Below are 24,298 nucleotides of genomic sequence, written 5' to 3'. Positions count from 1 at the left end.
GGCACGGTTCCGCGGCCGGGCGCAGGCCGGGGCGTGCCGGGCCGCGGATGCCCCGCGTCGCGCCCGTACCGGCGTCGCCGCGCCGCGCCCGGGGCGCCGTACCGTCGCCGCGCGGCACGGCCGTCGCGCCCGTACCGCCGTACCGCCGCGGGCCGGGGCGTGCCCGGTCACGGGTGCGTGCCGCAGGAGCCGTGAGCACGAGGGTTGTCGCCCCGGGACGTCCGCGACTTGTGGGTCAGGCGGTCCGGCGGTCCGGCGGTCAGGAGGTCTGGAGCGGAGCCGTGCGGTAGACCTTGCCGGTGCAGGCGACGTCGAAGTGCACGGTGGGCAGGCTCGGTTCGCCGGCGGCGGGCGTGTAGTTGAGCAGGACGGCCGAGTTGTCGGCGTCGCCGCCGTCGGTGCCGCCGGACTGCGGCTCGGGGCCGCTGGGGGTGGCGTCGCCGCCGTCTCCCCCGCCGCCGACCGCGCTGTCGCCGCCGTCGCTCCCGCCGTCGCCGCTGTCACCGCCGTCGCCGGGATCCTCGGTGCCGCCGCCCGGGCCGCCGGGTGGCGGATCGGTCGGGTCGGGCTCCTCGCCCCTGGGGGTGCAGGTCTGGCCGCGCGCGGGGGACGGGATCCAGGCGAACTTCACCTGGTACGCCTCGCCCGGCCGCAGGACGACCGGCCCGTTCTGGTCGGAGGGGTCGGGCAGTTCGGTCGCCCGGCCGCCCGGAGTGTGGTCGAGGACCTGGAGGTCGGAGCTGGGCGCCGAGCCGACGCCGCTGGCCTTAAGCCCGTCCCTGCCCTTCACCCGGCAGGTCTGGTCGGAGACGTTGGTGAGCTCGAAGGAGCCGTAGACGCGGCCCCTGCTGTCGGGGTCCCCCACGGTGACGTCGCCGTTGCCGAGCTGGTCGGGGCCGCAGCCGGGCACGCCCACGGTGGGGCCGCCGTCCCCGCTGGGGGAGGCCGAGTCCTCTGCCGAGGGGTCGCCGGACGGTTTGCCCGTACTGCCCCCGCTGGCACCCGAACCGTCCGCGCTCTCCTGGTCGGCGCCGCCGAGGCCGCCGCCGACCGAGGCGCCGTCCTCGTACGGGTCGGACTTCTCGCCCGGTCCGCTGTGCGCGGCGTTGCTCTGGCTGTCGCCGTTCAGCGGCCCGGGGACGACGCCGGCCTGCATCAGCGGCAGCGTCACCCCGACGACCAGGGCGGCAGCGCCCGCGCCCACCATCGCGTTGCGGCGACGGGCACGGCGTACGGGAATGGCGTGGCGGATCTCCTCCAGCGCGCCGGGGCGGGGCTCCAGCCCCTCGGCAGCGCCGTGCAGCATCCGGCGCAGCGCCTCGCCCTCGGCCTGCGCATCGCCGGGGTCGCTTCCGGCCGGTGGTTCCTCGGAGCTCCGGCGGTACGCGTCGGCCCCGTCGGAACCGGACGGGCCGCTTCCGGCACGCCCGGAGTCCGCGCCGCCGACCGCCCAACTGGTGCCGGGCGTACGTTCGTCGGGCTCCTCGGGACGACCGCCGGCGGGACGCTCGTGCCTGTCCTCGCTCATACCGGTGTCTCCATCGCTACGCGTAGCGCCGCTATTCCGCGCGAGCCGTACGCCTTGACCGATCCGCGCGAGATCCCCAGGGTCTGGGCGACCTGCTCCTCCGTCATGTCGGCGAAGTACCGCAGGACCAGCACCTCGCGCTGGCGCCGCTGGAGTCCGCGCAGGGCGCGCTTCAACTCGTCGCGCTCCAACTGCTCGTAGGCGCCTTCCTCGGCGCTGGCCATGTCCGGCATCGGCTTGGAGAGCAGCTTCAGACCGAGGATGCGTCGGCGCAGCGTCGAACGGGAGAGGTTGACCACGGTCTGGCGGAGGTAGGCGAGCGTCTTCTCGGGGTCCTTCACGCGACTGCGCGCGGAGTGGACCCGGATGAACGCCTCCTGGACGACGTCCTCGCAGGAGGCCGTGTCGTCCAGCAGAAGTGCCGCCAGTCCGAGCAGCGAGCGGTAGTGCGCGCTGTATGTCTCGGTGAGGTGGTCGACCGTGGTACCCGCAGTCATCGCGTCGTCAGCGCCCTCGCGTGGCGCTGACGCCGTCGACGACTGGGCGGGCCACGGCGCGATTACGGGCATCCCGTTCGCCATGACCGCTCGAGCCGCCCGCATGGGGCCTGCCGCTGCCAGTTCCAGTGCCTCTGCCACACCAGTTGGACACGCTGCCCCCCGTCATGGTTGTACGCGGACCCGCTCGAAGCGTGTGACGGATGCGACATGTCCGGTGCGGCCGGCGTGAACACTCTCGCGCCGAGCATCGTGGTATTCGCAGCCATCGAAACCGCCTCTTCCTCAATTGCCCCACTTTTTCAGTAGTTTCAGCCGGTCGATCGGCGACCGTGCGGCACAGCCGGCCCAGCGTCTCGACTACGACAGTGTGGGGCAAAGACGCTTCCGTGGAACCACTGGTTGCAGAAGACGGCGGGGGAAAATCGTCACGCAGAGGGCTGGTCCAGATCAAGGCGGTCCCAGCACAACTTGATCACAAGGTCTCCATCGAATGCGAAATAGCACTCAGGGTCCACCGAACCCGACAGGGGATGCTTTCTGCGGTCGAATCCGCAGTCGTGTCCACAAGTCGCACACCCGGCGACCGCGGAACCCCCGACTCCGGAGCGGCGAGCGGGCCGGGAACGGCGGAGCCCGCCGGTCGGACCCCGGAGCGGGGTGCGACCGGCGGGCTCAATGCCGCCGCCGTACGCGGGTGTTGACGCCGTACGGGCGCGGGCACCGGCTCGCCGCGAGCGGCGGTCGGCACCCGGGCCGGGTGCCTCAGCGGCCGGTGCCGCCGTAGACGACCGCCTCGTCGCTGTCGCTGTCGAGACCGAAGGCGGTGTGCACGACGCGCACCGCCTCGTTCACCTCGTCCTGGCGGGTGACCACCGAGATGCGGATCTCGGAGGTCGAGATCAGCTCGATGTTCACGCCGGCGTTGGCGAGCGCCTCGAAGAAGGTCGCGGTGACACCGGGGTTGGTCTTCATGCCCGCGCCGACGAGCGAGATCTTGGCGACCTGGTCGTCGTAGCGCAGGGAGTCGTAGCCGATGCCCTCCTTCTGCTTCTTCAGGGCGTCGATGGCCCTGCGCCCGTCGGTCTTGGGCAGCGTGAAGGAGATGTCGGTCAGACCGGTGGACGCGGCGGAGACGTTCTGCACCACCATGTCGATGTTCAGCTCGGCGTCCGCGATGGCCCGGAAGATCGCCGCGGCCTCACCGGGCTTGTCCGGAACTCCGACGATCGTGATCTTGGCCTCGGAGGTGTCGTGTGCCACCCCGGAGATCAGCGCCTGCTCCATCGGTTGGTCCCCTCGCGGTTCGTTGCTGACCCAGGTGCCCGGCAGCGGCGAGAACGACGACCGGACGTGGATCGGGATGTTGTAGCGGCGTGCGTACTCCACGCACCGGTGCAGCAGCACCTTGGAGCCGGAGCTTGCCAGCTCCAGCATGTCACCGAAGGAGATCCAGTCGATCTTCTTGGCCTTCTTCACGACGCGGGGGTCCGCGGTGAAGACACCGTCGACGTCGGTGTAGATCTCGCAGCACTCGGCGTCCAGCGCGGCGGCCAGCGCGACCGCGGTGGTGTCGGAACCGCCGCGTCCCAGCGTGGTGATGTCCTTGCTGTCCTGGGACACACCCTGGAAGCCGGCGACGATGGCGATGTTGCCCTCGTCCACGGAGTCCTTGATCCTGCCCGGCGTGACATCGATGATCCGGGCCTTGTTGTGCACGGCGTCGGTGATGAGGCCGGCCTGGCTGCCCGTGAAGGACTGCGCCTCGTGGCCGAGCGATTTGATCGCCATCGCCAGCAGGGACATGGAGATCCGCTCTCCGGCGGTCAGCAGCATGTCGAACTCGCGCCCCGAGGAAATCGGGGACACCTCTCTTGCGAGATCGATCAGCTCGTCCGTCGTGTCACCCATCGCCGAGACCACGGCCACCACTTGGTGGCCCTTCTTCTTGGCCTCGACTACCCGCTTGGCAACGCGCTTGATGCCCTCGGCATCCGCAACGGAGGAGCCGCCGTACTTCTGCACGACTAGGCTCACGTGCGCTCCTCGTATCTCTGTCTCACCGGGCCCATGGCCGGGGCCCTCGGTCGGCTCAGTTTAGCGAGCGGATGAATGCCGTCCTCCGGTTGTCACCGGGTGACATTCGAGCCCGCTCCGCGAACTCCTCTTCCCCCATATCGGCGAGACATACGGGAACGTAAGGGAGGTCACATCGCGGTGATCGTCGACCTTGTGGACGGGTTCGGTGGTTTCTCGGCCATTTTCGTGCAGGTTTCCCGAACGCGCTCCCCCGGGCGTCCCTCAGTGCCGCCGACAGTGCCGCCGACGCGCCGCGGACGGCCCGGAGCCGGGCCCGGCGGGGGTCACGCCCCCGCGCGGGGGCGGTGCACGGAGAGCCGGAAGGCGGTCGTGGCGGTGCAGCGGTCCGGCAGTCCCCGCTCGGCGCGCTCGCGCAACTCGGCAGCCGACACATGGTGACCGGTGGGACCCATCAGCACGAGCCCGACCGCCTGCTCGCGGGTGAGCGACAGCGGTCCGCCGACGACCTCGGCACCCGCGGACCCGAAGTGGTCGCCCAAGCTCCGTTCCAGCCGGTCCTTCTTGGCCTCGGCCACCGCCAACAGCCCCAGGGGCTCACGGAGTTCGGCCAGATGACCGTCGGCCGGAGTGACGACGAGCAGCGTCCCGGACGGGGTGAGCACCCGGTGGTACTCGGCCGCGTTGCGCGGGGCGAACACGTTCAGCAGCAGATCCGTCGACCCCGTGCGCACCGGCAGCGGCTGCCACAGGTCCCAGGTCGCGGCGCCCGCCCGCGGATGGGCGCGGGCGGCCCTGCGGACGGCGTACTTGGAGGCGTCCAGCCCCAGGCCGACGGCGCCGGGGAGGGCTTCGAGCACCGCGGCGAGGTAGTGGCCGGTGCCGGTGCCGGCGTCCAGCACCCGGGCGTCGGGCGGACAGTGGGCGGCGGCGAGCCGGGCGAGCGCGTCGGTGAGGTGGGAGTAGAGGCCGCCGGACAGCGTGTCGGCACGGGCCTGCACCATCTCGGCCGTGTCCGAACTGGGCACGTGGCGACCGCCGGAGAGCAGCCCGACGTACCCCTGCCGGGCCAGGTCGTAGCTGTGGCCGCGGGGGCAGGCCAGCGAGTCGCCGCGCGGCGTGAGTTCGTCCGCGCACTGCGGGCACACCAGCGTCGCGAAGGGGCGGCGCGGTGCGGAGGGTGCGGGTTCGGCTGCGGGCATGATCGTCCTCGGCTGCGGCGTACGGATGGAAGACCGCCGACGCTACCGGAGGCCGACGCTCCTGTTGTCCACACCCTGTGGACAACAGGAGCGCGCACACTTCGAGGTCAGACCTCCAACTCGCCCTCGATCTTTCTGAGTTGGTGCCGGGCCATCGCCAGGTTCGCCCGGCCGCGGTCGAGCGCGAGGTAGAGGAAGAGACCGTTGTCGGACGCCGAGCGGAGCAGCCGGATCAGGTGGTACTGGCTGCCGAGGGTGATGAGGACGTCCTCGATCTCCTCCTGGAGCCCCAGATGCTCCATCGTGCGGACCTTGGCCCGCACGACATCGGTGTTGCCCGCGGCGGCGACGTTGAGGTCGAGGTCCTTGGTGCCGCCGGTGGTCCCGAGCGCCATACCGCTCGAGTAGTCGACGAGAGCGGCGCCGATCGCGCCGTCGATCGTCATGGCCTCCTTGAGGGAGGCTTCGGTATTGGCCATGATCGTCAACTTCCTTCCAGCGTCGGTGTGTTCACGGTTCGGCGTGCTCACGCATCGGCGTGTTCACGGTCGGGGCGGTTTCGGTTCGGGGCGGTATCGATTCGGGGCGGTATCGATTCGGCGTGTTCACGGCTCGGGCGTTCACGGCTCGAGGCGTTCAGGCTTCGAGGCGTTCAGGCTTCGAGGCGTTCAGGCTTCGAGGCGTTCAGGCTTCGAGGCGTTCAGGCTTCGGCGTGTTCAGGCTTCGGCGTGTTCACGGTTCGCGCGGGCCGTCGGCAGGATTGCCGGCGGTGGCCCCGGCCGCCCCGCCACCCCGCCGGACATCCGTACGGCCCGACGGGCCCGCCGCCGTAGGCGCAGCCGTGCGCGCCTGCGGTGCGGTCGCCGAACCGGGCGGGAGCGGCTGGGCGCGGGCCGGTGGCGGCTCGGCGGAGGACTCGGGGGCGCCGGCCGGCTCGGAACCGCCGGCCGAGTCGCGGCGCGGGGCGGAGCCGGGACCGGCGGCGGCCTCGGGGCCCGTACCGGAGTCCGGTCGGCGGCGCGGCAACGGGGAGCGCGTACGGGCGGTGCGAGCGGGCTCCGACCGGCTCCGACCCGGCGCGGGTGCGGCGCCCTGGTGGAGCAGTTCGGCGATGCGGACGCCCGCGCGGCGCGCCTCCAGATGCAACCGGCCGACGTTGGCCCGGGGTTCGGCCAGCACGGTGAGCACCGCGGAGGGGCCGGCGGCGTACGTCGCCACATAGCCGGTCTCGCCGCGCAGCACCAGCTCGCGGAAGCCGCCGCTGCCGGTGACGTCCGCCAGCCGCAGCGCGACACCGAGCGCGGCAGCCGTGAGGGCGGCCGTCCCCTCCGCCTCCACCCCTTCGGTGTCCGCGGCGAGCACCAGACCGTCGGCGCTGGCGGCGAGCGAGCCCGTCAGATGGGGAACGCGCGCCCTCAACTGCCGCAGTTCATCGACCAGTTCGTCCAGCGCCACGGGCTCCGGGGCCATCAGCTGTCTCCTCCCGGTGAGCTGTCTGAGAGCGCGCCGCATCACGACGCGCAGCATTCCCGACACGGGGCAACCGCATGGGGGCACCGGCCACCGACCGGCAGAGCCCTGCGTCGCGCGGCGGCCGGTGCGCACCGCTCCAGAGCCCGCAGCCCGGCCGCGCGCAACTCCTCGGCACGCAGCGCCACGGCATGCAGCCCTGGCGCGTGCCGCCCGAGAAACGGGCGCGCGGCGAGGCTCGCGGGCGTACGGCTGCGCGGACGCGAACACAGCCGCGCGTACGCCGGCACGGTCGGTCGTGCGTACGGCCGGGGCGGCGTCGGCGCGTACGGCAGCGCGTCCCGCCCGACGTACGGGTGGTCGCGCGGATGGTGGCTGCGCGGGCTGCGGCGTGGACGGGGGTTCACAGCTTCTCCTCCAGGGCGTCGCGGACTCGGCGGAGCAGGGCGATGTCGGGTTCCGCGCCGTGGGCGGAGTCCGGCGCGAGATCGGGACCGACCGCTGCGGCGTGGTCGGGGGTGCGCCCGCGCGCGGCCGGTCCCGGCCTCGGCGCAGCATCGGGCACCCGCAGATGGCCGGTCGTTCGCCCGTGGTCGGTCGTCCGCCGATGGTCGGGCAGGCGCTCGGCGTCCCGCCCGGCGTCCCGCACAGGCTCGCGCCCGGTCTGCCGCCCGGAATCGGAACCGGGGAGGGCGTACCGGGCCCATCCGGCCGCGTAGGCGGTGGGCTCCTTCACCCTCCGGGGCAGCACGGGACGGCGTGCGGCGGCGTCCCCGGCGGCTGGAGCGGGCCACTGGGCGCGCAACGGCTCCAGATAGCCCGCGTTCGCCAACCTCCGTACGTCCAGCAGTACATGGAAGGTGGGCCGGCCGAGCAGCCGCGCGATGTCGGTGGCCGAACGCGCACCGTCGGCGGCGGTCAGCACCGGCTGCCTGCGGGGCGGTACGGCGGGCAGCCCGGCACATCGCCAGGGCCGCCCGCCGGCGCGTGCCGCCAGCGCCGCACTGCTGGGGCGGACGGGGGCGGCGGCCTGCGGCTGCGGCGGCGCGTTCAGCAGTCGGCAACGGCGGCGCACCTCACGGTCGACCACCGCCGCCGGGACCGGGCGTATCGCGCCCAGCCAGTGGTCCGCGCCCGCCCGGAACCGCAGCGGGGCGAGGTCGCCGCCGAGCGCGAACCAGGCCGCGTCGTAGAGCGCGCCGAGATGACATATCTCCAACTGGCCGCGCGCAACGCGGCCCTCGGCGAGCAGCGCGTGGGCGACCCGGCCGCGACGTTCGCTCTGCCGCAGCGCGGACTGCCAGGCGTCGGCGGCGGTCCGGCCCGCCCGTACCAGCAGTTCACCGATGGTGGGGGCGGCCGGACTCTCGGCGTGCACCACCTGACCGGCCTGCAGATACACCGCGCCCGCCTCCCCGAACAGCGCACCGGTGGCACCCTCGGCCGCCAGCCGGGCGAGCACCTCCAACCCGTCCTCGCGCACGTCGGCGGGTCTCACTCCCACACCAACCGGTCGGCGAGGTCCCGCAGCCGGAGCCTGGCGAGCGCCAGGTTGCCGTCGTCGCGGCGGAGCCACAGATAGAGGAAGACGCTGCTGTCGATGTCGGTGCGGACGAAGTGGAGCAGGTGGTAGCTGTCGCTGGCGCTGACGATGACGTCCTCGCAGGCGAGGGGCGGCACCTCGTAGGCCCCGTGCGCACCGGCCGGCACGGGATGCGCGTTCGCACCCGCGGGCCGGGCGCCGGGGCCGCCGGCGGTGCGGGGGCTGCCGGGGCGGTCCTCGGCCGGGGGTCGCGGGCCCTGCGACGGCACCCGGTTCGGCTGCGGCTCGCGGCCCCGCTCCGCCGGAAGGCCCTCCGACGGGGAGCCCTCCGACGGGGAGCCTCCCGGCGCAGGCCCGTGCCGCCCGGGACCGGCGACGGGGCCACCGGCCCCACCGCCCGCCGGAGCGTCCCGGTCAGGAACGGAAAACCCGGCCGCGGGCGGCGGGTTGTGCGTACGTCCGGTGAACTCCCGTACGGCGAAGGAGGGTTGCTCGGCGGCCATCCGGGCGAGCTCGGCGGTCTCGGCCGCCGACACCTCGTGATCGCCGGCCGGCGACTCCCCCACCGTCCCGAGGGCAAGCCCACTGGTCCAGTCGACCACGGCGGCGCCACGCGCACCCGGCAGTTTCATGGCTTCCAGTAAGCACGCGTCGATCCCGGGCACGTCAACTCCCCTCCCGTCGCCACTCGTTCGAGTGTCGGTGAGGACGAAGCTACGGACCGTGGATGCCCGTTTGGAGGATTTCCCGCGTTTTGCTCCGCATAGGTGCACATGCCACTAGAGTTCTGAGCAAACCCTTTTGGCAGTTGCCCCAGGCACAACTCGGGCCCCGGACGCCACGCGTTTCACACGCCCACCCCCGGCACCCGCCACCCCGCACTTCCCTGCCGGACGCACCTCGGCCCTGCGCACCCGTACCCGTACCGCGTGCCGTGTGCCGCATCAGTGCTGCCTGCCGTACTCATGCCGTGTGCCGTGCCCGTGCTCGTCGGCGCTCGGGGGCGCAGTGGCGGTCGCTCGTGGCGCTCGTGGGCATACCCCGCGCCTGCGCCGCGCCTCGGAGCCACCCGTACCCGGGACCCGCTCCGCCCACCCGCCGGAGTCGCGCAGCGGGTGCGGGCGCCGTCGTCCGTGGCCCGGACGGCGAAAGCCGCTCCTCGGGCACGAGGAGCGGCTTCGCACAGCAGCGGCGGAGGTGAAGGACGGCCGGCGCACGGCAGCGCGCCGCCGCGCCCCTAACTTCCCTGGCGTCGACGCGGCTTGATACCGAGCGGCGCGCCGATCTCGGCGGCCATGACCGCTCCCGCGGCCCGCTCCAGTTCGATGTCGTCGCCCTCGGCGTCGTTGTCGGTGTCCAGCCCGTCCAGATCCGCGAGCGGGGTGTTCAGCCGTACGTGCGCGACCAGCGACTGGAGCGCCCTGAGCGCCGCGGAGGCGGTCGGGCCCCAGTTGGAGAGGTAGGAGAACTGCCACCACCACAGCGCCTCGGAGACCCGGCCGGCGCGGTAGTGCGCCATGCCGTGCCTGAGGTCGGTCAGCACATCGGCCAGATCGTCGGAGATCCGGCACGCGACCGGCGTACTGCGGGGAACGTAGGGGTCGAAGACCTCGGAGTAGACGTCAACCGGCTCGAGCAGCTTGGCCAACCGCTCCCGCAACTCGTCCACATCGGGCTCGGGGCCGATGTCCGGCTCGTACCGCTCCTCCGGAAGGATGTCCTCGTGGGCGCCCAACCGACCGCCGGCCAGCATCAGTTGGGAGACCTCGAGCAGCAGATACGGCACTGCGCTGTCGGGATCGTCGCCCTTGGCGACCTCGGTGACAGCGAGTATGAAGCTCTCCACCTGGTCGCAGATCTGCACGGCGAAGTCGTCCGGGCTGTCGGTGTGCGCGACGCGCTCAGCGCGGTGCACCTGCCCGTCGACAGTGGCGGTGGCGGTATCGGCGTCAGACATCAAGCAACCTTCTCCCCTCGAAGGCACGGCCAAGCGTGACTTCATCGGCGTACTCCAAGTCTCCCCCGACAGGCAGACCACTCGCCAGCCGTGTGACTCTCAGGCCCATGGAAGAGACCATGCGGGCCAGATACGTGGCGGTCGCCTCCCCTTCCAGGTTGGGGTCGGTGGCCAGGATCAGCTCCGTGACCGCGCCGTCGGCGAGCCGCGCCAGCAGCTCCCTGATCCGCAGATCGTCGGGTCCGACGCCCTCGATCGGGCTGATGGCGCCGCCGAGCACGTGGTACCGGCCCCGGAACTCCCGGGTCCGCTCGATCGCCACCACGTCCTTGGGCTCTTCCACGACACAGATCACGGTAGCGTCACGGCGCGGATCGAGACAGACCCTGCACTGCTCCTCCTGCGCCACATTGCCGCAGACCGCGCAGAAACGGACCTTCGCCTTCACCTCGTTGAGCGCCTGCGCCAGCCTGCGCACGTCCGCCGGGTCGGCCTGGAGCACATGGAAGGCGATCCGCTGCGCGCTCTTGGGACCGACGCCGGGCAGCCTGCCCAACTCGTCGATGAGGTCCTGAACCACGCCTTCGTACACGGTCGCTGTCTTCCTTTCCTGCCTGCCCCGCACCTGTCCGCGACGCCGACCCTGCGACGCCACGCATCCACAGCACGCACGCACGACGCCGACTCCGCGGCGCCGACTCCGCGACACCGCACGGGCTGCGCCGGCGCCGTACGGCCGCACCTCACCGCACTGTGCCGCCGTTCCGTGCCTCCGTACCGCTGCGCCACCGCGCCGCACGGGCAAATCCCTCTCCCGCGCCGCCCGTTGGCGGCACCGCCGCGGGCGCGCCGGCCTCCGAGGAGGCCGACCGCCCTGTCACCGCGGGGCGTTGACCGCCCCGCGACTCACATCGGCAGGTTCGGCATACCGCCGCTGAGGCCCTGCGCCAGCGGACCCAGCTTCTCCTGCTGGAGCTGCGTGGCAGCGCTGTTGGCGTCGCGCACGGCGGCCAGCACGAGATCGGCGAGCGTCTCGGTGTCCTCCGGGTCGACGGCCTTGGGGTCGATCACCAGGGCCTTGAGCTCGCCCGAACCCGTGACCGTGGCCTTCACCAGGCCACCGCCCGCCGAACCCTCGACCGGGGTCTCGGCCAGCACCTGCTGTGCCTCGGCGAGATCCTGCTGCATCTTCTGCGCCTGCTGCAGCAACTGCTGCATGTCGGGCTGCCCACCACCGGGAAACACGGCTTCGCTCCTTGTAGAAGTCGACTGCTCTTGACTGGACCTGCTCGCTGCACTGCTTCCACCGCGCAGCTCCTCGGACGCCGCCGGGGCGGATCCGCACAGCCGCGCCCCGCCACCGCCCCGATGACAGGACCGATACGACAGCACTGCCGTCACGACGAGCCTACGTGCTCCGCGCGACGGCCGGGAGGTCACTGGTGACTGATCTCCTCGATCACCGTCGCGCCCAGCTCCCGGACGATCAACTCGTGGCCGGAGAGCGCCGACTCGTCGAGATCAGCGTCGTCCTCCTGCGGAATATCGTCCTCGGCACTGACATGCGGTACGGAGGCACCCCCTCCGTAGCCACCGCCGTAGCCGCCGGACGCGGGCGGCTCCTGAGCAGCCGGACGCGCCTCCCGCTCCCCACCCGGCGCACTGCCGGCTGCCTGCCCGCCGCCCTGTCCGCCCTGTCCACCCGGTCTGCTCTGCCCGCTCTGCCCGCCGGAGGACGGGCCGCCGACCGGCTCGGCCGCACCCGACCGCGGCCCGGAAGCCCCGTACGCCTCGGCGCCGGACTGGCCGGACGGCGCCGACGCGGTGGAGCCGTGCGGGCCCCCGGGCCCGGGGTCGGGAGGCTCCGGGTGGCCGCCGGGAGCGCCCTGAGGCCCTCCCGAACCGAACGCCGGGCCGCCGCCGAAGCCGCCACCGGCCGCCCCGACACCGCCGAACCCGCCACCCGGGCCACCGGGACCACCGCCGAAGCCCCCCGGCCCGCCGGGCCCGCCGGCGGAGCCGTCCGCGTCCACCACCGTCTCGATCTTCCACTCCACCTGAAAACGCTCGCGCAGGGCAGTGACCAGGACCTCTTCGCTGCCACCGCTGCCGAAGCTGTCGCGCGCACCGGAGTTGGAGAAGCTGAGCTGGACCGTCTTGCCGTCGAAAGCGCTGACGCGGGCGTTCTGGCTCAGCAGGATCCAGGTGAACCGACGTCTGCTCTTGACCTCGTCCAGCACCTGCGGCCACAGCCGCTGCACCTGCGCCAGATCCGCCGTCGCACCGCCGCCGGACGAGCCCGCGCTCGCACCCGCCGACGAACCGGCGGAGTCCCCCTCGAGCGAGGACGTGGCGTCCGACTGAGCCGCGCCCGAACCCGACGGCCACGCACCCGGTCTGCGGGGCTCTCCGCCGCCGCTCACCGGAACCGGAGCCTGCGGAGGCGCCGACGGCGGAGGCGGGCCCGCCTCCGCCCCACCGGGAACGCCCTGCACCGGGCCGCCCTGCACCGGACCCTCGACTCCGGGCCCGCCGACCGGCGGCCCCGCGACGGCCCCCGCACCGGGAACGGGACCGCCCTGCACCGCCCCGCCACCGAGCGCGACACCGCGCTCCAGGCGGTCGAGCCGCGCCTGCATCGCCCGCTCGTCGCCGTACGCCGCCGGAAGCAGTACCCGAGCGCAGATCAACTCCAACTGGAGCCGGGGCGAGGTCGCCCCACGCATCTCCGTCAGCCCGGTGTTGACCAGATCGGCGGCCCGGCTCAGCTCCGCGGGCCCGAACGCCGACGCCTGCGCCTCCATCCGCTCCCGCACATCGGCCGGTACGTCGAGCAGGCCCTTCTCCGCTGCGTCGGGCACCGCGGCCAGGATCACCAGATCCCGCAACCGCTCCAACAGATCGGTCACGAAGCGACGCGGATCGTGACCGCCCTCGATCACCCGGTCCACTACCTCGAAAGCAGCCGCGCCGTCCGCTGTGGCGAACGCCTCCACCACCGAGTCGAGCAGCGCCGAGTCCGTGTAACCGAGCAGCGCGGTCGCCATGTCGTACGTCACACCCTGCTCACCCGCCCCCGCGAGGAGCTGGTCCATCACCGACATCGAGTCCCGCACCGAACCCGCGCCGGCCCGAACGACCAGTGGCAGCACGGTCTCCTCGACCGGGATCTGCTCCTGGCCGCACACCTGGGCGAGGTAGTCGCGCAGCGTGCCGGGCGGCACCAGCCGGAACGGATAGTGGTGCGTACGCGAACGGATCGTCCCGATGACCTTCTCGGGCTCGGTCGTCGCGAAGATGAACTTCAGGTGCTCCGGGGGCTCTTCGACCACCTTCAGCAGGGCGTTGAAGCCCGCCGGGGTGACCATGTGCGCCTCGTCGATGATGTAGATCTTGTACCGGCTGGAGGCGGGCCCGAAGAACGCCTTCTCGCGCAGATCACGCGCATCGTCCACACCGCCGTGCGACGCGGCGTCGATCTCGATCACGTCGATCGAACCGCCCCCGCCGCGCGCCAGATCCATGCAGGACTGGCACTCCCCGCAGGGCGAAGGGGTGGGACCCTGCACGCAGTTCAGACAGCGCGCCAGGATCCGCGCACTGGTCGTCTTGCCGCATCCGCGCGGCCCGCTGAACAGATACGCGTGGTTGACCCTGTTGTTCCGCAGGGCCTGCTGGAGGGGATCGGTCACATGCTCCTGCCCGATGACCTCGGCGTAGGTCTCGGGCCGGTAGCGACGGTACAGAGCGAGGGACGACACGAGTACGACCGTAGCGGAGCCCACTGACAACCCGGACCCGCCGGCTCTCTCCGCAGGTCAACTCCCCGACAACGACAACGCCCCCCACGCACCCGCCAGAGCCGACCTACCCTTGCTGCCTTCCGGCCCTGGGGGAGTTCAGTCAGATAGCGCCACGTGAGGGGCTGACGCCAACAGTACCTGATGGTGGGAGGCGGTATCGAGTTCGCGACCACTCCTTCGGGTCCTGTACTGTTTGCCGCGGAGGATTCGCCTAGAGGCCTAGGGCGCACGCTTGGAAAGCGTGTTGGGTTCACACCCTCACGAGTTCGAATCTCGTATCCTCCGCCACAGCCTCACCGGGCTGTTAACGAAGGCCCCGACCGCTCAGCGGCCGGGGCCTTCGTTGTCGTGCGACTTCGTACGGGGCGGACGTCACGCACGAGAGCGACCAGTGCACGCCGACCTCACACGAGGTGGGCCCACCGCACCCACCGCAGAACCGGCAGGAGTCGACACGCCATCGACGGTGACATGCCCCCGGCCACCCATCACGCCCCGGGGAGTGCCGCCACGGCTCGCCAAGGCGCGCTGTCGAGTTTGGGATGGTTCGAATTGGTGGGGTTATGCGGCGAGTTCGATGGCCTGCTGTGTGCGGGGTTCGCAGAAGGTGCCGTCTCGAAGCATGACGAGCGGAACGCTGATGTGTTGGCGGGCGAGGCGAAGTAGACCCTGGGCGTGGGTCTTTCCGCGGGTGCGTTGTTTGTCGTAGTAGGCGCCGGAGGCGGGGTCGGCGTTCATACAGGCGAAGGCGGACACAAACATGGCTCGCTTGAGCTGCCGGTTGCCGCCTCGCGGGGCGCGTTCGCCGTGGATCGAGGTGCCCGAGGACTTCGCGATCGTGGCGAGCCCGGCACAGGAGGCCAGTCGCCAACACGTCGCAGGCAGTTGGAACAACGCCCCCGGGACAGCCGGGGCGCCTCTCGGACACGACCTCCGATCCGAGAAACGGTTCGCGCACACAGCGAGTCGATCGCGAACCTCGGCGAAGCCGCGCACTTCACAGGGCGTCGTCGCACACCCCACGCCGATCTGCGGTTCGGACACAGGTTGCGACGAGAGTCCACCTCCCCTCCGAGAGAGGGAGAGAAGCAGCACGGGGGGGCGCCCCACCACAGAAGCATTCGCTTTCACGGAACATACCCGGTATACATACTCGGTATGTCCATTCGTCACGGGTTGCTGGCCCTCTTGGAGCGGGGCCCGCGTTACGGCTCCCAGCTCCGCACCGAGTTCGAGTCGACGACCGGCTCCACCTGGCCTCTCAACGTCGGTCAGGTCTACACAACGCTCGGCCGCCTGGAGCGTGACGGCATGGTCGTGCAGAACGGAGTCGACGATGCCGGGCACGACCTCTACGCGATCACCGATGCCGGCCGCGCTGAACTTCACAGTTGGTTCCGGGCGCCCGTGGACCGCACGAATCCGCCTCGCGACGAGCTTGCGATCAAACTCGCCATGGCTGTGGGAGCTCCAGGCGTGGAGATCCGCGACGTCATCCAGTCCCAGCGTCACCACACGCTCAAGGCGATGCAGGACTACACCCGGCTCAAGGCCCAGGCCCTGGCTGCGGTGCCGACCAACCGGGACGAGGTCGCCTGGCTCCTCGTGGTGGAGCAGCTGATCTTCCAGGCAGAGGCCGAGACTCGTTGGCTCGACCACTGCGAATCACGGCTTGTACGCCTCGCTGCTGCCGTCGCCGCCGAGTCCCCGGCCGGGGCTGTCCATCCAGGAGCCCCATCCCAGTCCTCACCCGGGTCCGGCTGGCTTCGCATTCAGAAGTAGCAGTTCAGGACCCGGCATTTCTCAGCGATGCGCGCCCTGTCACGTGTACGACCCGGCCGCGTTGCCATTGAAGGAGCTTCGCCCCGCTATGCGTTCGTCTGTTCCAGCCGCGCCGACGCCTTCTTCCGGACCGTCAGCAGGCAACCCCGTGCTCGAACTGCGGGCGCTGACCCGTACCCACGGCTCAGGCATCGCCGAGGTACACGCTCTGCGCGGCATTCACCTCACCGTCTGCGCAGGGGAGCTGGTCGCCGTGATGGGCCCCTCCGGCTCCGGCAAGTCCACTCTGCTCACGCTGGCCGGCGGTCTGGACACCGCCACCAGCGGCCAGGTGCTCATCGAGGGCCGAGACATCGCCGGACTCGGACCCAAGGCGACGGCCGCCCTGCGCCGCCGCCGCATCGGCTACGTCTTCCAGGACTACAACCTCATCCCCGCTCTGACCGCAGTCGAGAACATCTCGCTGCCCCGTGAACTCGACGGCGTTTCCGTGCGCAAGGCTCGCAAGGAGGCCCTCGCCGCACTGGCCGAGATGAGGCTGGAGAAGATCGCCGAGCGCTTCCCCGACGAGATGTCCGGCGGTCAGCAGCAACGCGTCGCCATTGCTCGCGCCCTCGTCGGCGACCGGCGCCTCGTGCTGGCCGACGAGCCGACCGGAGCACTCGATTCCGAAACCGGCGAAGCCGTACTGGCTCTACTGCGGACCCGGTGTGACCAGGGCGCGGCCGGCGTCATGGTCACACACGAGCCTCGCCACGCAGCATGGGCCGACCGAGTCGTCTTCGTACGCGACGGCTCGATCGTGGACCAGACCCTCACCACTCAGGCGGACTCTTTGCTCTCCGGTGAAACCGGGATCGCCCAGTGAGGCCGTTCGCCGGATGGCGTGCCGCCGTCCGCATTGCCCGGCGTGATGCGCTGCGGGCCAAGGGCCGCAGCATTCTGGTCGCCGTGATGATCGCTCTGCCGATCCTGGGTGTGACTGCAGCCAGTCTTTCCCACCGCAGCCTTCAGCCCACCCTGGCCGAGAAGCTGACAGCGGAACTCGGCTCAGCCGACGCCCGGTTCGTATCAGCGGACGTGGGCCCGGTGGAGGTCGAGCAGATGCCCTCCGATGCGGATCAGTGGCGCCTTCCCGATGGAGTTCCCTACCCGGATTCCGAGGAGGACGACCGCACAGTCGATGTGCCCGCGGCCCTCCCCACGGGGTCGCGACACCTCACCGAACAGTCCGCCCCCGCTTCCGTGACCACTCGCCACGGCATGGCCGATGCCCGGATCACCGAGGTGGACGCCGGTGACCCGATGCTGCGCGGGCGGATTGAACTGGTCGACGGCGCCTACCCGAAGTCGGAGAAGGAGATTGCCGCGACGGCGGCATTCGCGAAGTCTTCCGGGCTGTCTGTCGGCGACCGCCTCACCGTTCGCGAACCCGACCGGTCCTACACTCTGACCGGCCTTGTGGAACTTCCCGCCGACCTTGAAGCGAAGTTCCTCTACGCCCTTCCGGGTGCGGTGATTGCTCCGTGGCAGAAGGCAGCCGCCGGCGACAAGAGCGTTGCCCCGCCTCAGGTGAGTGAGCCGGCATGGCTGGTGAAGGGGCCGCCGGGGGCCGGGGTGACCTGGTCGGATGTTCGGGCGGCCAACAAGAAGGGCGTGGTGGTGACCTCCCGGCAGGTTTCCCTGGACCCGCCGCCGGACGCCCAAGTTCCGGCTGCCGGGAACTTCCATGAGGAATCCGACGGCGGACTGACCGCGGCGGCCCTCACCGTAGCCGCGATGGCCGTCCTGGAGATCGTGCTGCTGGCCGGTCCGGCCTTCGCCGTCGGAGCCCGACGCTCCCGTCGCCAGCTGGGTCTGGTCGCCTCGTGCGGCGGCACCCGCAGCCAAGTCCGGGCCGTGGTACTCGCTGGTGGCGCCCTGCTCGGCGGAATCGGCGCGGTTGCCGGTGTCGCCGCCGGTTTCGGCCTCACCTTCCTCTTCCGCCCGATGATCGAGGAGTTCAGCGGCCGCCGCTTCGGTGAACTTGCCGTCCACCCCTGGGAGATCATCGCCATCGCCGCGATCGGCCTGGTCACTGGTGTCCTCGCCTCACTCGCCCCGGCGGTCGTGGCGGGCCGCCAGTCCGTTCTGGAGTCACTCACCGGCCGCCGCGGTTCCCGCCGCAACTCGCGCGCCCTGCCGACCATCGGCGCGGTCCTGCTGACGGGCGGAACCGCGCTCGCCCTGTACGGCGGCCTCGACGGTTCCACCCAGCTGGTCGCGGTCGGCTCCGTCCTCGCCGAACTGGGCCTGCTCTGCTGCATTCCGGTCATCGTCGGAGTTCTCGGCCGCCTCGGCCGCCGGCTGCCGCTGATCCCCCGCATCGCACTGCGCGACGCAGCCCGCAACCAGGGTCGTGCCGCACCTGCTGTCGCCGCCGTAATGGCCGCAGTGGCGGGGAGCGTTGCCATCGCCACGTACACCGCCAGCACCACCGCGGAAGAGGCGCACGAGCACCGCCCCAACCTGACCGCGGGTACCGCCGCTCTGATGGCTTCCGACACCAGCGCGAGGTCACTCGGGCAGGCAGCAGTGGAGCAGCACTACCCCCTCAAAGGAGCGCCCGTCGACATCGGTAGGCCCTGGGCGGGCAGCAACTGCTCAGTCCACTCGGGTGAAGAGGGAAGGGACTGCGGCAGCCTCGAACTCGTCAAACCTTCCGGAGCAGCTCACTCCTGCCCGCTGTCGGGTGCGGGCGCCACAGAACTCGCCCTGCGGATATCCGCTGACGAGCACAGACACCTGATGGACTCTCCCGCCTGCACCGACGAGAAGTACGTGCAGCGGGTGTTCCACGGTGACGATCACAAGATCGTCATCGGCGGAGTCGAACTCCTTGACTCGTACGTAAAACTCACGGACCCGGAAGCCGCGAAGGCTCTCGCTTCCGGCACCCCGGTCCTGCTGAACTCCGCCTACGCGAAAGACGGTACGGCCACGATCAAGGCCGTCCACGCCTACAGCAGCCGCGACCCGAAGTCGAAGGAGCACTACTCCCAGGAGCCCACCACCACCGTCGACTCGTTGGAGGTGTATGTCGCGCCGGACCGTTACGCGGCGACCCCCGGCATCAGGATGATCATGCCGAAGGAGGCCGCGACCGATCTCGGTCTGCAGGTGGAGGACATCGGTAGCGTCTACACGCTGTCCCGCGCCCCCTCGGAGGCCGAGCAGCAGGCCGTCGAAGCCGCCATCGCACGGAGTGGAAACGCCGCTCAGGTCATTGCGGCGACCGAAGCTCCCCGCGGCGACGACGATTCGACCCTGTTGATCCTCGCCCTCTTCGCCGCCGTCGTGACTCTGGGCGCGGCTGCCACCGCGACCGGCCTCTCCAGGGCCGACGCTGAGGCCGATCTCGCCACGCTCAGCGCGGTGGGCGCACCTCCGGGGGTGGGGCGCTCGCTCCCCGGCTTCCAGTCCCTGGTAGTCGCCTTCACGGGAGTCTTGCTCGGCACGGCGGCAGGGCTCGTACCCGCGGTCGCTCTCCGTCTGACCGACCTGCGCACCGCGCTGGCGGAGATGCGGGACCTACCGATGCAGTCGGCGTACACCCCGATTGTGCTCCCGTGGCCGACCATCGCGTTCCTGGCCGTGGCTGTCCCCGTGCTCGCGGGGCTGCTCGCCGCGGCCCTGGCCACCCCCCGCACCGCCCTGGCACGGCGCGCAGGGTGACGCGCTCGTGCCGGATGTCCGGGTAATCACTGCTTTAGCGGAGCATTCACGCAAACACAGCCAGACCACAACCAATACACCGACGCCCAGAATCGAGGACTCACTTTGAGACGTACCAACAAGCTATGGCCCATCGCGGTAGCGGTGCTGATGGTGTCAGGAGCGGCGCCGGCAGCGGGCTTCGCAGCGCCCGAGGCACGCAGCGCCGAGAAGACCGAAGTCGGCAAGGGACTGCCGCCGGGTTGGCGTATTGCGACCGACAACGGGCAGCACCTTCTGGAGTGGCGGGCGCCCAAGCCGTTCCCCGTGAGCGGCGCCCGCGTGGAGTTCCGCGCGAACGGCACGCTCGTGGGCGTACCCGAACGGCAGGACGACGGCCGGTCCTTCCGGCTCCCGCTCGACCGGGTGCGCACAGCCGATCTGGATTCCCTCCAGGTCCAAGCCGCCGGACGCCGGATCGACGACCCCACGGGCAAGAGCGCCGGAGCGGGCGCCACAGCAGACCCTGCCCCAACGCTCCCGCCCCAACTCCCGGCAGGGTCCGTCGATCCGGGCAAGCCCGGCTCGTACGCCACGACCACCGCCGAGTACGACTTGCCTGCGGTGAAGCTCCCCGGCCTGGCCAAGCCCGTCGAGATGCGCGGTGTCGTCGTCGCCCCCGAGCAGGCGTCCGGCGAACGCCCCTTCGCTCTCTTTCTCCACGGCCGCCATTCCACCTGCTACGTTCCCGGCACCGAGGAGCTGGACGAGAACTGGCCCTGCGCCGAAGGCAGCGAGCCGATCCCCAGCCACCGGGGATATCTGCGTGACCAGAAGCTGCTGGCCTCCCAGGGGTATGTGACCGTCTCCATCTCCGCCAACAGCATCAACGGCCAGGACGAGGAGTTGGAGGACGACGGCGCCCAGGCTCGTTCCTCACTGATCCGCCACCATCTGGGCCGTTGGGCCACCTGGGCCACCGAGCCCGACTCCGCTCCCGCTGCCCTGCGCAAGACCCCCACGGCTGACCTGTCCCGGACACTCCTCGTCGGCCACTCGCGCGGCGGCGAGGGCGTCAACCGAGCTGTGATGGACAGCCTCTACCCACCACCAGCCGCCCAGGACGGCTACCGCTCAAAGGCTCGCTGGAACATCCGGGGAACTGTCAAGATCACGCCCTCGGTGCTCGGCCAGAACCCGGTGCCCGACGTCCCCTCGCTCACGATCCTGGGCGGCTGCGACGGTGACATCACCGACCTCCAAGGCCAGGTCTACACGGACGGCACTCGCGGCGTCAGTCAGGGCAAGGCCATGCACAGCTCGGTGTACATGGTCGGCGCCAACCACAACTTCTTCAACAGCGAGTGGACCCCGGGCCAGGCCAAAGCCCCTGCCAACGACGACTTTCTCACTCTGATGCCACCTGGCGTGAAGGATCCGCTCTGCTCGCCCGACGCTCCCGGCCGGCTCACCGCCGATCAGCAGCACCAAGCGGGCTCGACCTACATCGCCGCTGCCGCACAGCTCTTCGTCGACGGTGACGACCGGGTGCGCCAGCTCGTCGACGGCTCCGGCCGCCGCGCCCCCTCCGCGGACCCGGCGCGGGTCCTGACCCACGCGGTCGGCGGCAACCGAAGCGCCCTCTTCCTGCCCGACGACCCGCAGGGCTCTCCGAAGGTGTCCGGTGCGCGAATGTGCGACGCAGTCGGCCCCGACGACTCTGCATGCATCAGCGACGCAGGCGGTCCGGGCTTCTCCCCTCACTTCGCGAACTGGCTTCCACAGCACGAGAGCGGACGACGCGCGATCGCCCTGAACTGGAAGGAGCCAGACACCGCTGCCCGGATCACACCTGCTGAACCCGTGAAGGTCGAGGGTGCCCAGAGTCTCGCGCTGCGCATCGCCGTACCACCGAACACGAGTGACACCCGTTTCGACATCCACCTCGAGGATGCCCAGGGCAAGCGCGCCAAGCTCGGCGCCGTCCGCCTCGACGGCCTGCCCGGCACCGACCGCACCAAGTCGGTCTGGGCGCAGGAAGTGCGTGTCCCGCTGACTCCCGCGGCCCGGGCGGGCCTCGACGCGGATCGGATCGCTCACCTGGAGCTGACGCCGCGATCTTCCCCCGGCAAGGCGTGGCTGATGGACGCCTGGTCCTGGAAGCCCGGCACCCCCGAGGTCACGGCCGCACCCCTCACGCGCGTCGATATCGGCCACCTCACGGTGAAGGAAGGCGACTCCGGCTCACGCACCTACCAAGTGCCCGTCCGAACCACTGGGCAGCAGGCCGGAGCTGTCCGGATTCACGTCATCGACCCGGACAGCGGCGAGGCCACCGCCAAGCTGGTCGAGGTCGGCCCCGGCAGGCCCGGGATCACGGTGGAGGTCGAAGTCGAGGGCAATGAGCGCTACGGGCCGGACAAGCGCCACGCCGTCGTGGCCAAAGCGGTCCGGGGCACAGTTGTCGGCTCACACACCGGCGGCATCACCATCGAGAACGACGACCCGATGCCAGAAATCGGTGTCGAGCCGGTGGCCGCCGAAGTCACCGAGGGCAAGCCGCTGAAGTGGCGCCTCTCTCTCTCGGCGGAGGCGGACGAAGAAATTCTGGCCCTGGTCAAGGTCCTTCCCGTCTCCGGCGGCCGGCCGGAACTCACCACAGCCGATGTGGACCAGGAGTGGCTGAGCCAGCACGTGGACGAGGTCCCGAACCCGGCCGTCCCGCTTTCCGAGGCGTTCGAGGACTACTACATGATGCTCGAGTTCCCGGCAGGAGAGAAGTTGGCGGACCTGGCGATCCCGACCCTCCACGGCCAGGGTGAGAGAGCGACCAAGTACGTCCGCCTACAGCTCACGGACGACGGAGACGAGCCGCTGGGCTCACCCTTCGAGGGTGTGGTCCGCAAAGCCTCGTAGCACCTCTGCCCCACAGCCTCGGGCCCCGCGCGGATCCGCGCGCTCCTGGCCGCCCAGCGCCATGGCGCCACAGTGGCCGGCCCTGCCCGCTCAGGGCCGGCCGGGGCGGGCGCTCGGAGTGGGTCCGTGAACAGACGGCCCGGTTCACCGTAAGTGCCGGGGCAGTCCGACCTGACGGGCGGTCGGCACACGTACGCTCTTGCGAGCCCCATCCCCGCTTCTCCGCCACTGCCTCACCGCACCTGTTGACGATGGTCCCGGACGCGCAAGCAACCGGGACCTTCGTCCGTCGTGGTGCGGCCCAAGTCAGGCGGACGGGTCCTCCTTCGGAGGCAACCCGCGTCGGGCCGCGTTCGTTGATCGTTCCCCGGTGTACGTCCGTCGACCCGTCGACCAGCCTGCGGCCCGACCTGCCGGGTCAGGCAATCGGGGCGGGGCCGCCGGGTCAGGTGGTAGGGGCGGGGGCTGCCAGGTGCGCGTTCTCCTGGTGGGTGGCGGTGAGCTTGACACTGCTGAGGCGCCAGCCGTGCGGTGTCCGGACGGCCTCGTTGTCGTAGAAGCCGACGACGAGCCATCGGTCCGGTCCGCCCTCCGCCCGCTCCTCCGGCACCCAGTGTTCGGCGCGGACGTGCGCGTGGATGGTCGCGCGGTCGCCGTCGATCTCGACCACGTGGCCGGTGACGCAGTGGTGGGTGGCGGCGAACGGGGCGAAGGCCTGACCCAGCGCCTGTACGTACTCGTCGAGCGGCACGGTCATGGGCGGCATGTCGACGACCGAGGAGAAGTCGAGGGTCACCGAATCGCTGTGGACGAGGTACGGGCGCCGGGTGAAGTCCTTGAGATCGGCGATGTCGGCGTAGCGGCCCATCAGTTCGATCAGTTCGATGCGGTCGGCGAGGGTGCTCATGAAGGGTTCCCGGTGGGTCCGTGGGCGGGCTCGGATGCGGGTGTGGACATCGGCTCGGGCGCCGAGGTGGGCTCCGGATTCCGGGGCCGGTGGCTCCTGGTGAGGACGGCGTCCATCAGCCGGGCCGGCAGGAATCGCGCGAGGGGAACGATGAAGGCGGCGTCCGTGCCGAGGGTGTAGCGGGCGCGGGGGCGGGGCGTGGTCGCCACCCTGGCGATCTTGTTCCCCGCCTTCTCCGCGGACAGCGCACGCTGGAGGAAGGCCGCGTTGGAGGCCACGGTCGCGTCGACGAGGCCGCCGTAGAGACGTTGGTGTTCGAGGCTCATCGCGGCCGCGAGTTCGAGGGAGATGTCACCGCTGCGGGCGGCCATCTCGGTCCGGACGCCGCCCGGCTGGACGACGACCACCTGCACTCCGTGCGTCGAGACCTCGCGGCGCAGCGAGTCGCTCGCTGCTTCGAGGGCGAACTTGGTTCCCGCGTACGCCCCGAAGACGGGCAGCGCCGCCACCCCGCCCACGGAACTGATGTTGACGATCCTGCCGCGGCTCCGCCGGAGGAACGGCAGGAGCTTCTGGATGACAGCGATGTGTCCGAAGAGGTTCACCTCGAACTGCTCGCGCCACAGGGCAAGTGGGAGCACCTCGACGGGAGCGTTGATCTCGATGCCCGCGTTGTTGACCAGGATGCGCAGAGCGCGCTGCTCGGGGTCGTCGGCGATGCGCCGGGCGAGGGCTTCGATGTGTTCCGGGACAGTGATGTCCAGGGTGATCGGTTCGATGTCGTCGGCCCGGACGGCGTCCGCCTCGGCGGCGCTGCGCACTCCGGCGAGCACGTGGTGCCCCTGGGCGGCGAGGGCCTTGGCGGTCGCCGCTCCGATGCCGGTCGAAGCACCGGTGACGACGACGAGTTCGTGCGGCTTGCGGGTTCTCTTCCGCTTGTATTTCGGTGGACGTATCACCGTG

The 24,298-nt window shown here is 71.0% G+C and carries 17 protein-coding genes, 1 tRNA gene, 1 other RNA gene and 2 pseudogenes; 5 read left to right on the top strand and 16 right to left on the bottom strand.

All coding sequences use genetic code 11. The features are described from left to right. Positions 1–259: 259 nt before the first annotated feature. From MTQ01_RS03285 to ffs, 13 genes and pseudogenes are all read right to left on the bottom strand, one after another. The gene (locus MTQ01_RS03285) at positions 260–1,528 is read right to left on the bottom strand and encodes a hypothetical protein (RefSeq protein ID WP_247486751.1); all 1,269 of its coding nucleotides are present in this window, start codon (positions 1,526–1,528) and stop codon (positions 260–262) included. Continuing rightward, a complete protein-coding gene (locus MTQ01_RS03280; RefSeq protein WP_247487698.1) occupies positions 1,525–2,130 on the bottom strand; it encodes a SigE family RNA polymerase sigma factor in 606 nt (201 codons plus the stop codon). The genes MTQ01_RS03285 and MTQ01_RS03280 overlap by 4 nt, the downstream gene beginning before the upstream one ends. A 660-nt stretch (positions 2,131–2,790) precedes the next feature. Next, a complete protein-coding gene (locus MTQ01_RS03275; protein WP_247486750.1) occupies positions 2,791–4,062 on the bottom strand; it encodes an aspartate kinase in 1,272 nt (423 codons plus the stop codon). A 326-nt stretch (positions 4,063–4,388) separates the two neighbouring features. Then, positions 4,389–5,264 (bottom strand): putative RNA methyltransferase, encoded by an 876-nt coding sequence (locus MTQ01_RS24825; protein WP_282613131.1) that lies wholly within the window; start codon positions 5,262–5,264, stop codon positions 4,389–4,391. A gap of 107 nt (positions 5,265–5,371) precedes the next feature. Next, positions 5,372–5,743, bottom strand: a complete 372-nt coding sequence (locus tag MTQ01_RS03265) for a hypothetical protein (RefSeq protein WP_247486749.1) — start codon at positions 5,741–5,743, stop codon at positions 5,372–5,374. A gap of 253 nt (positions 5,744–5,996) precedes the next feature. Next, positions 5,997–6,734 (bottom strand): roadblock/LC7 domain-containing protein, encoded by a 738-nt coding sequence (locus MTQ01_RS25220; protein ID WP_374207580.1) that lies wholly within the window; start codon positions 6,732–6,734, stop codon positions 5,997–5,999. 403 nt (positions 6,735–7,137) lie between these two features. Further along, positions 7,138–8,232 carry a hypothetical protein gene (locus MTQ01_RS03255; protein ID WP_247486748.1) on the bottom strand — a complete coding sequence of 365 codons (1,095 nt, stop codon included), beginning with the start codon at positions 8,230–8,232 and terminating at the stop codon, positions 7,138–7,140. A 521-nt stretch (positions 8,233–8,753) separates the two neighbouring features. Continuing rightward, positions 8,754–8,942: pseudogene (locus MTQ01_RS25090) on the bottom strand (hypothetical protein); the annotation flags it as partial. Between the two features lie 572 nt (positions 8,943–9,514). Further along, a complete protein-coding gene (locus MTQ01_RS03240; RefSeq protein ID WP_374207579.1) occupies positions 9,515–10,279 on the bottom strand; it encodes a DUF5063 domain-containing protein in 765 nt (254 codons plus the stop codon). Further along, positions 10,227–10,826 carry a recombination mediator RecR gene (gene recR, locus MTQ01_RS03235; RefSeq protein ID WP_211040222.1) on the bottom strand — a complete coding sequence of 200 codons (600 nt, stop codon included), beginning with the start codon at positions 10,824–10,826 and terminating at the stop codon, positions 10,227–10,229. The genes MTQ01_RS03240 and recR overlap by 53 nt, the downstream gene beginning before the upstream one ends. A 314-nt stretch (positions 10,827–11,140) precedes the next feature. Further along, positions 11,141–11,479 (bottom strand): YbaB/EbfC family nucleoid-associated protein, encoded by a 339-nt coding sequence (locus tag MTQ01_RS03230; protein WP_211040223.1) that lies wholly within the window; start codon positions 11,477–11,479, stop codon positions 11,141–11,143. Positions 11,480–11,670: 191 nt separating this feature from the next. Continuing rightward, entirely contained in the window at positions 11,671–13,995 is a 2,325-nt protein-coding gene (locus tag MTQ01_RS03225; protein WP_247486746.1) for a DNA polymerase III subunit gamma and tau, read from the bottom strand. Positions 13,996–14,065: 70 nt separating this feature from the next. Beyond that, an RNA gene (gene ffs / locus MTQ01_RS03220) (signal recognition particle sRNA small type) lies at positions 14,066–14,164 on the bottom strand. A gap of 73 nt (positions 14,165–14,237) precedes the next feature. Here ffs and MTQ01_RS03215 point away from each other — a divergent pair. Continuing rightward, a tRNA-Ser gene (locus MTQ01_RS03215) sits at positions 14,238–14,325 on the top strand. A gap of 273 nt (positions 14,326–14,598) precedes the next feature. On the opposite strand, the pseudogene MTQ01_RS03210 reads toward MTQ01_RS03215, so the two are convergent. Further along, positions 14,599–14,913, bottom strand: a pseudogene (locus MTQ01_RS03210) (transposase); the annotation flags it as partial. 282 nt (positions 14,914–15,195) lie between these two features. On the opposite strand from MTQ01_RS03210, the gene MTQ01_RS03205 reads away from it, so the two are divergent. The 4 genes from MTQ01_RS03205 to MTQ01_RS03190 all read left to right on the top strand — a co-directional run bounded on the left by MTQ01_RS03205 (position 15,196) and on the right by MTQ01_RS03190 (position 22,428). Continuing rightward, entirely contained in the window at positions 15,196–15,819 is a 624-nt protein-coding gene (locus MTQ01_RS03205) for a PadR family transcriptional regulator (RefSeq protein WP_247486745.1), read from the top strand. 88 nt (positions 15,820–15,907) lie between these two features. Next, entirely contained in the window at positions 15,908–16,687 is a 780-nt protein-coding gene (locus tag MTQ01_RS03200) for an ABC transporter ATP-binding protein (protein WP_247486744.1), read from the top strand. Then, positions 16,684–19,533 (top strand): FtsX-like permease family protein, encoded by a 2,850-nt coding sequence (locus MTQ01_RS03195; RefSeq protein ID WP_247486743.1) that lies wholly within the window; start codon positions 16,684–16,686, stop codon positions 19,531–19,533. Before MTQ01_RS03200 ends, MTQ01_RS03195 begins: the two co-directional genes overlap by 4 nt. Before the next feature lie 150 nt (positions 19,534–19,683). Continuing rightward, entirely contained in the window at positions 19,684–22,428 is a 2,745-nt protein-coding gene (locus MTQ01_RS03190) for a hypothetical protein (protein ID WP_247487696.1), read from the top strand. A 445-nt stretch (positions 22,429–22,873) separates the two neighbouring features. Here the strand turns inward: MTQ01_RS03190 and MTQ01_RS03185 are convergent, their stop codons facing one another. Both MTQ01_RS03185 and MTQ01_RS03180 read right to left on the bottom strand, forming a co-directional pair. After that, on the bottom strand, positions 22,874–23,335 hold the full coding sequence (locus MTQ01_RS03185) for a nuclear transport factor 2 family protein (protein WP_247486742.1): 462 nt from the start codon (positions 23,333–23,335) through the stop codon (positions 22,874–22,876). Continuing rightward, positions 23,332–24,294, bottom strand: a complete 963-nt coding sequence (locus MTQ01_RS03180) for an SDR family NAD(P)-dependent oxidoreductase (protein WP_247486741.1) — start codon at positions 24,292–24,294, stop codon at positions 23,332–23,334. The genes MTQ01_RS03185 and MTQ01_RS03180 overlap by 4 nt, the downstream gene beginning before the upstream one ends. Positions 24,295–24,298: the final 4 nt, after the last annotated feature.

The sequence above is a fragment of the Streptomyces sp. XM4193 genome, from assembly GCF_023072595.1.
GTDB lineage: Bacteria > Actinomycetota > Actinomycetes > Streptomycetales > Streptomycetaceae > Streptomyces.
The sequence above is the reverse complement of the archived record's forward strand: the minus strand, read 5'-3'. Positions and strand labels throughout refer to the sequence as shown.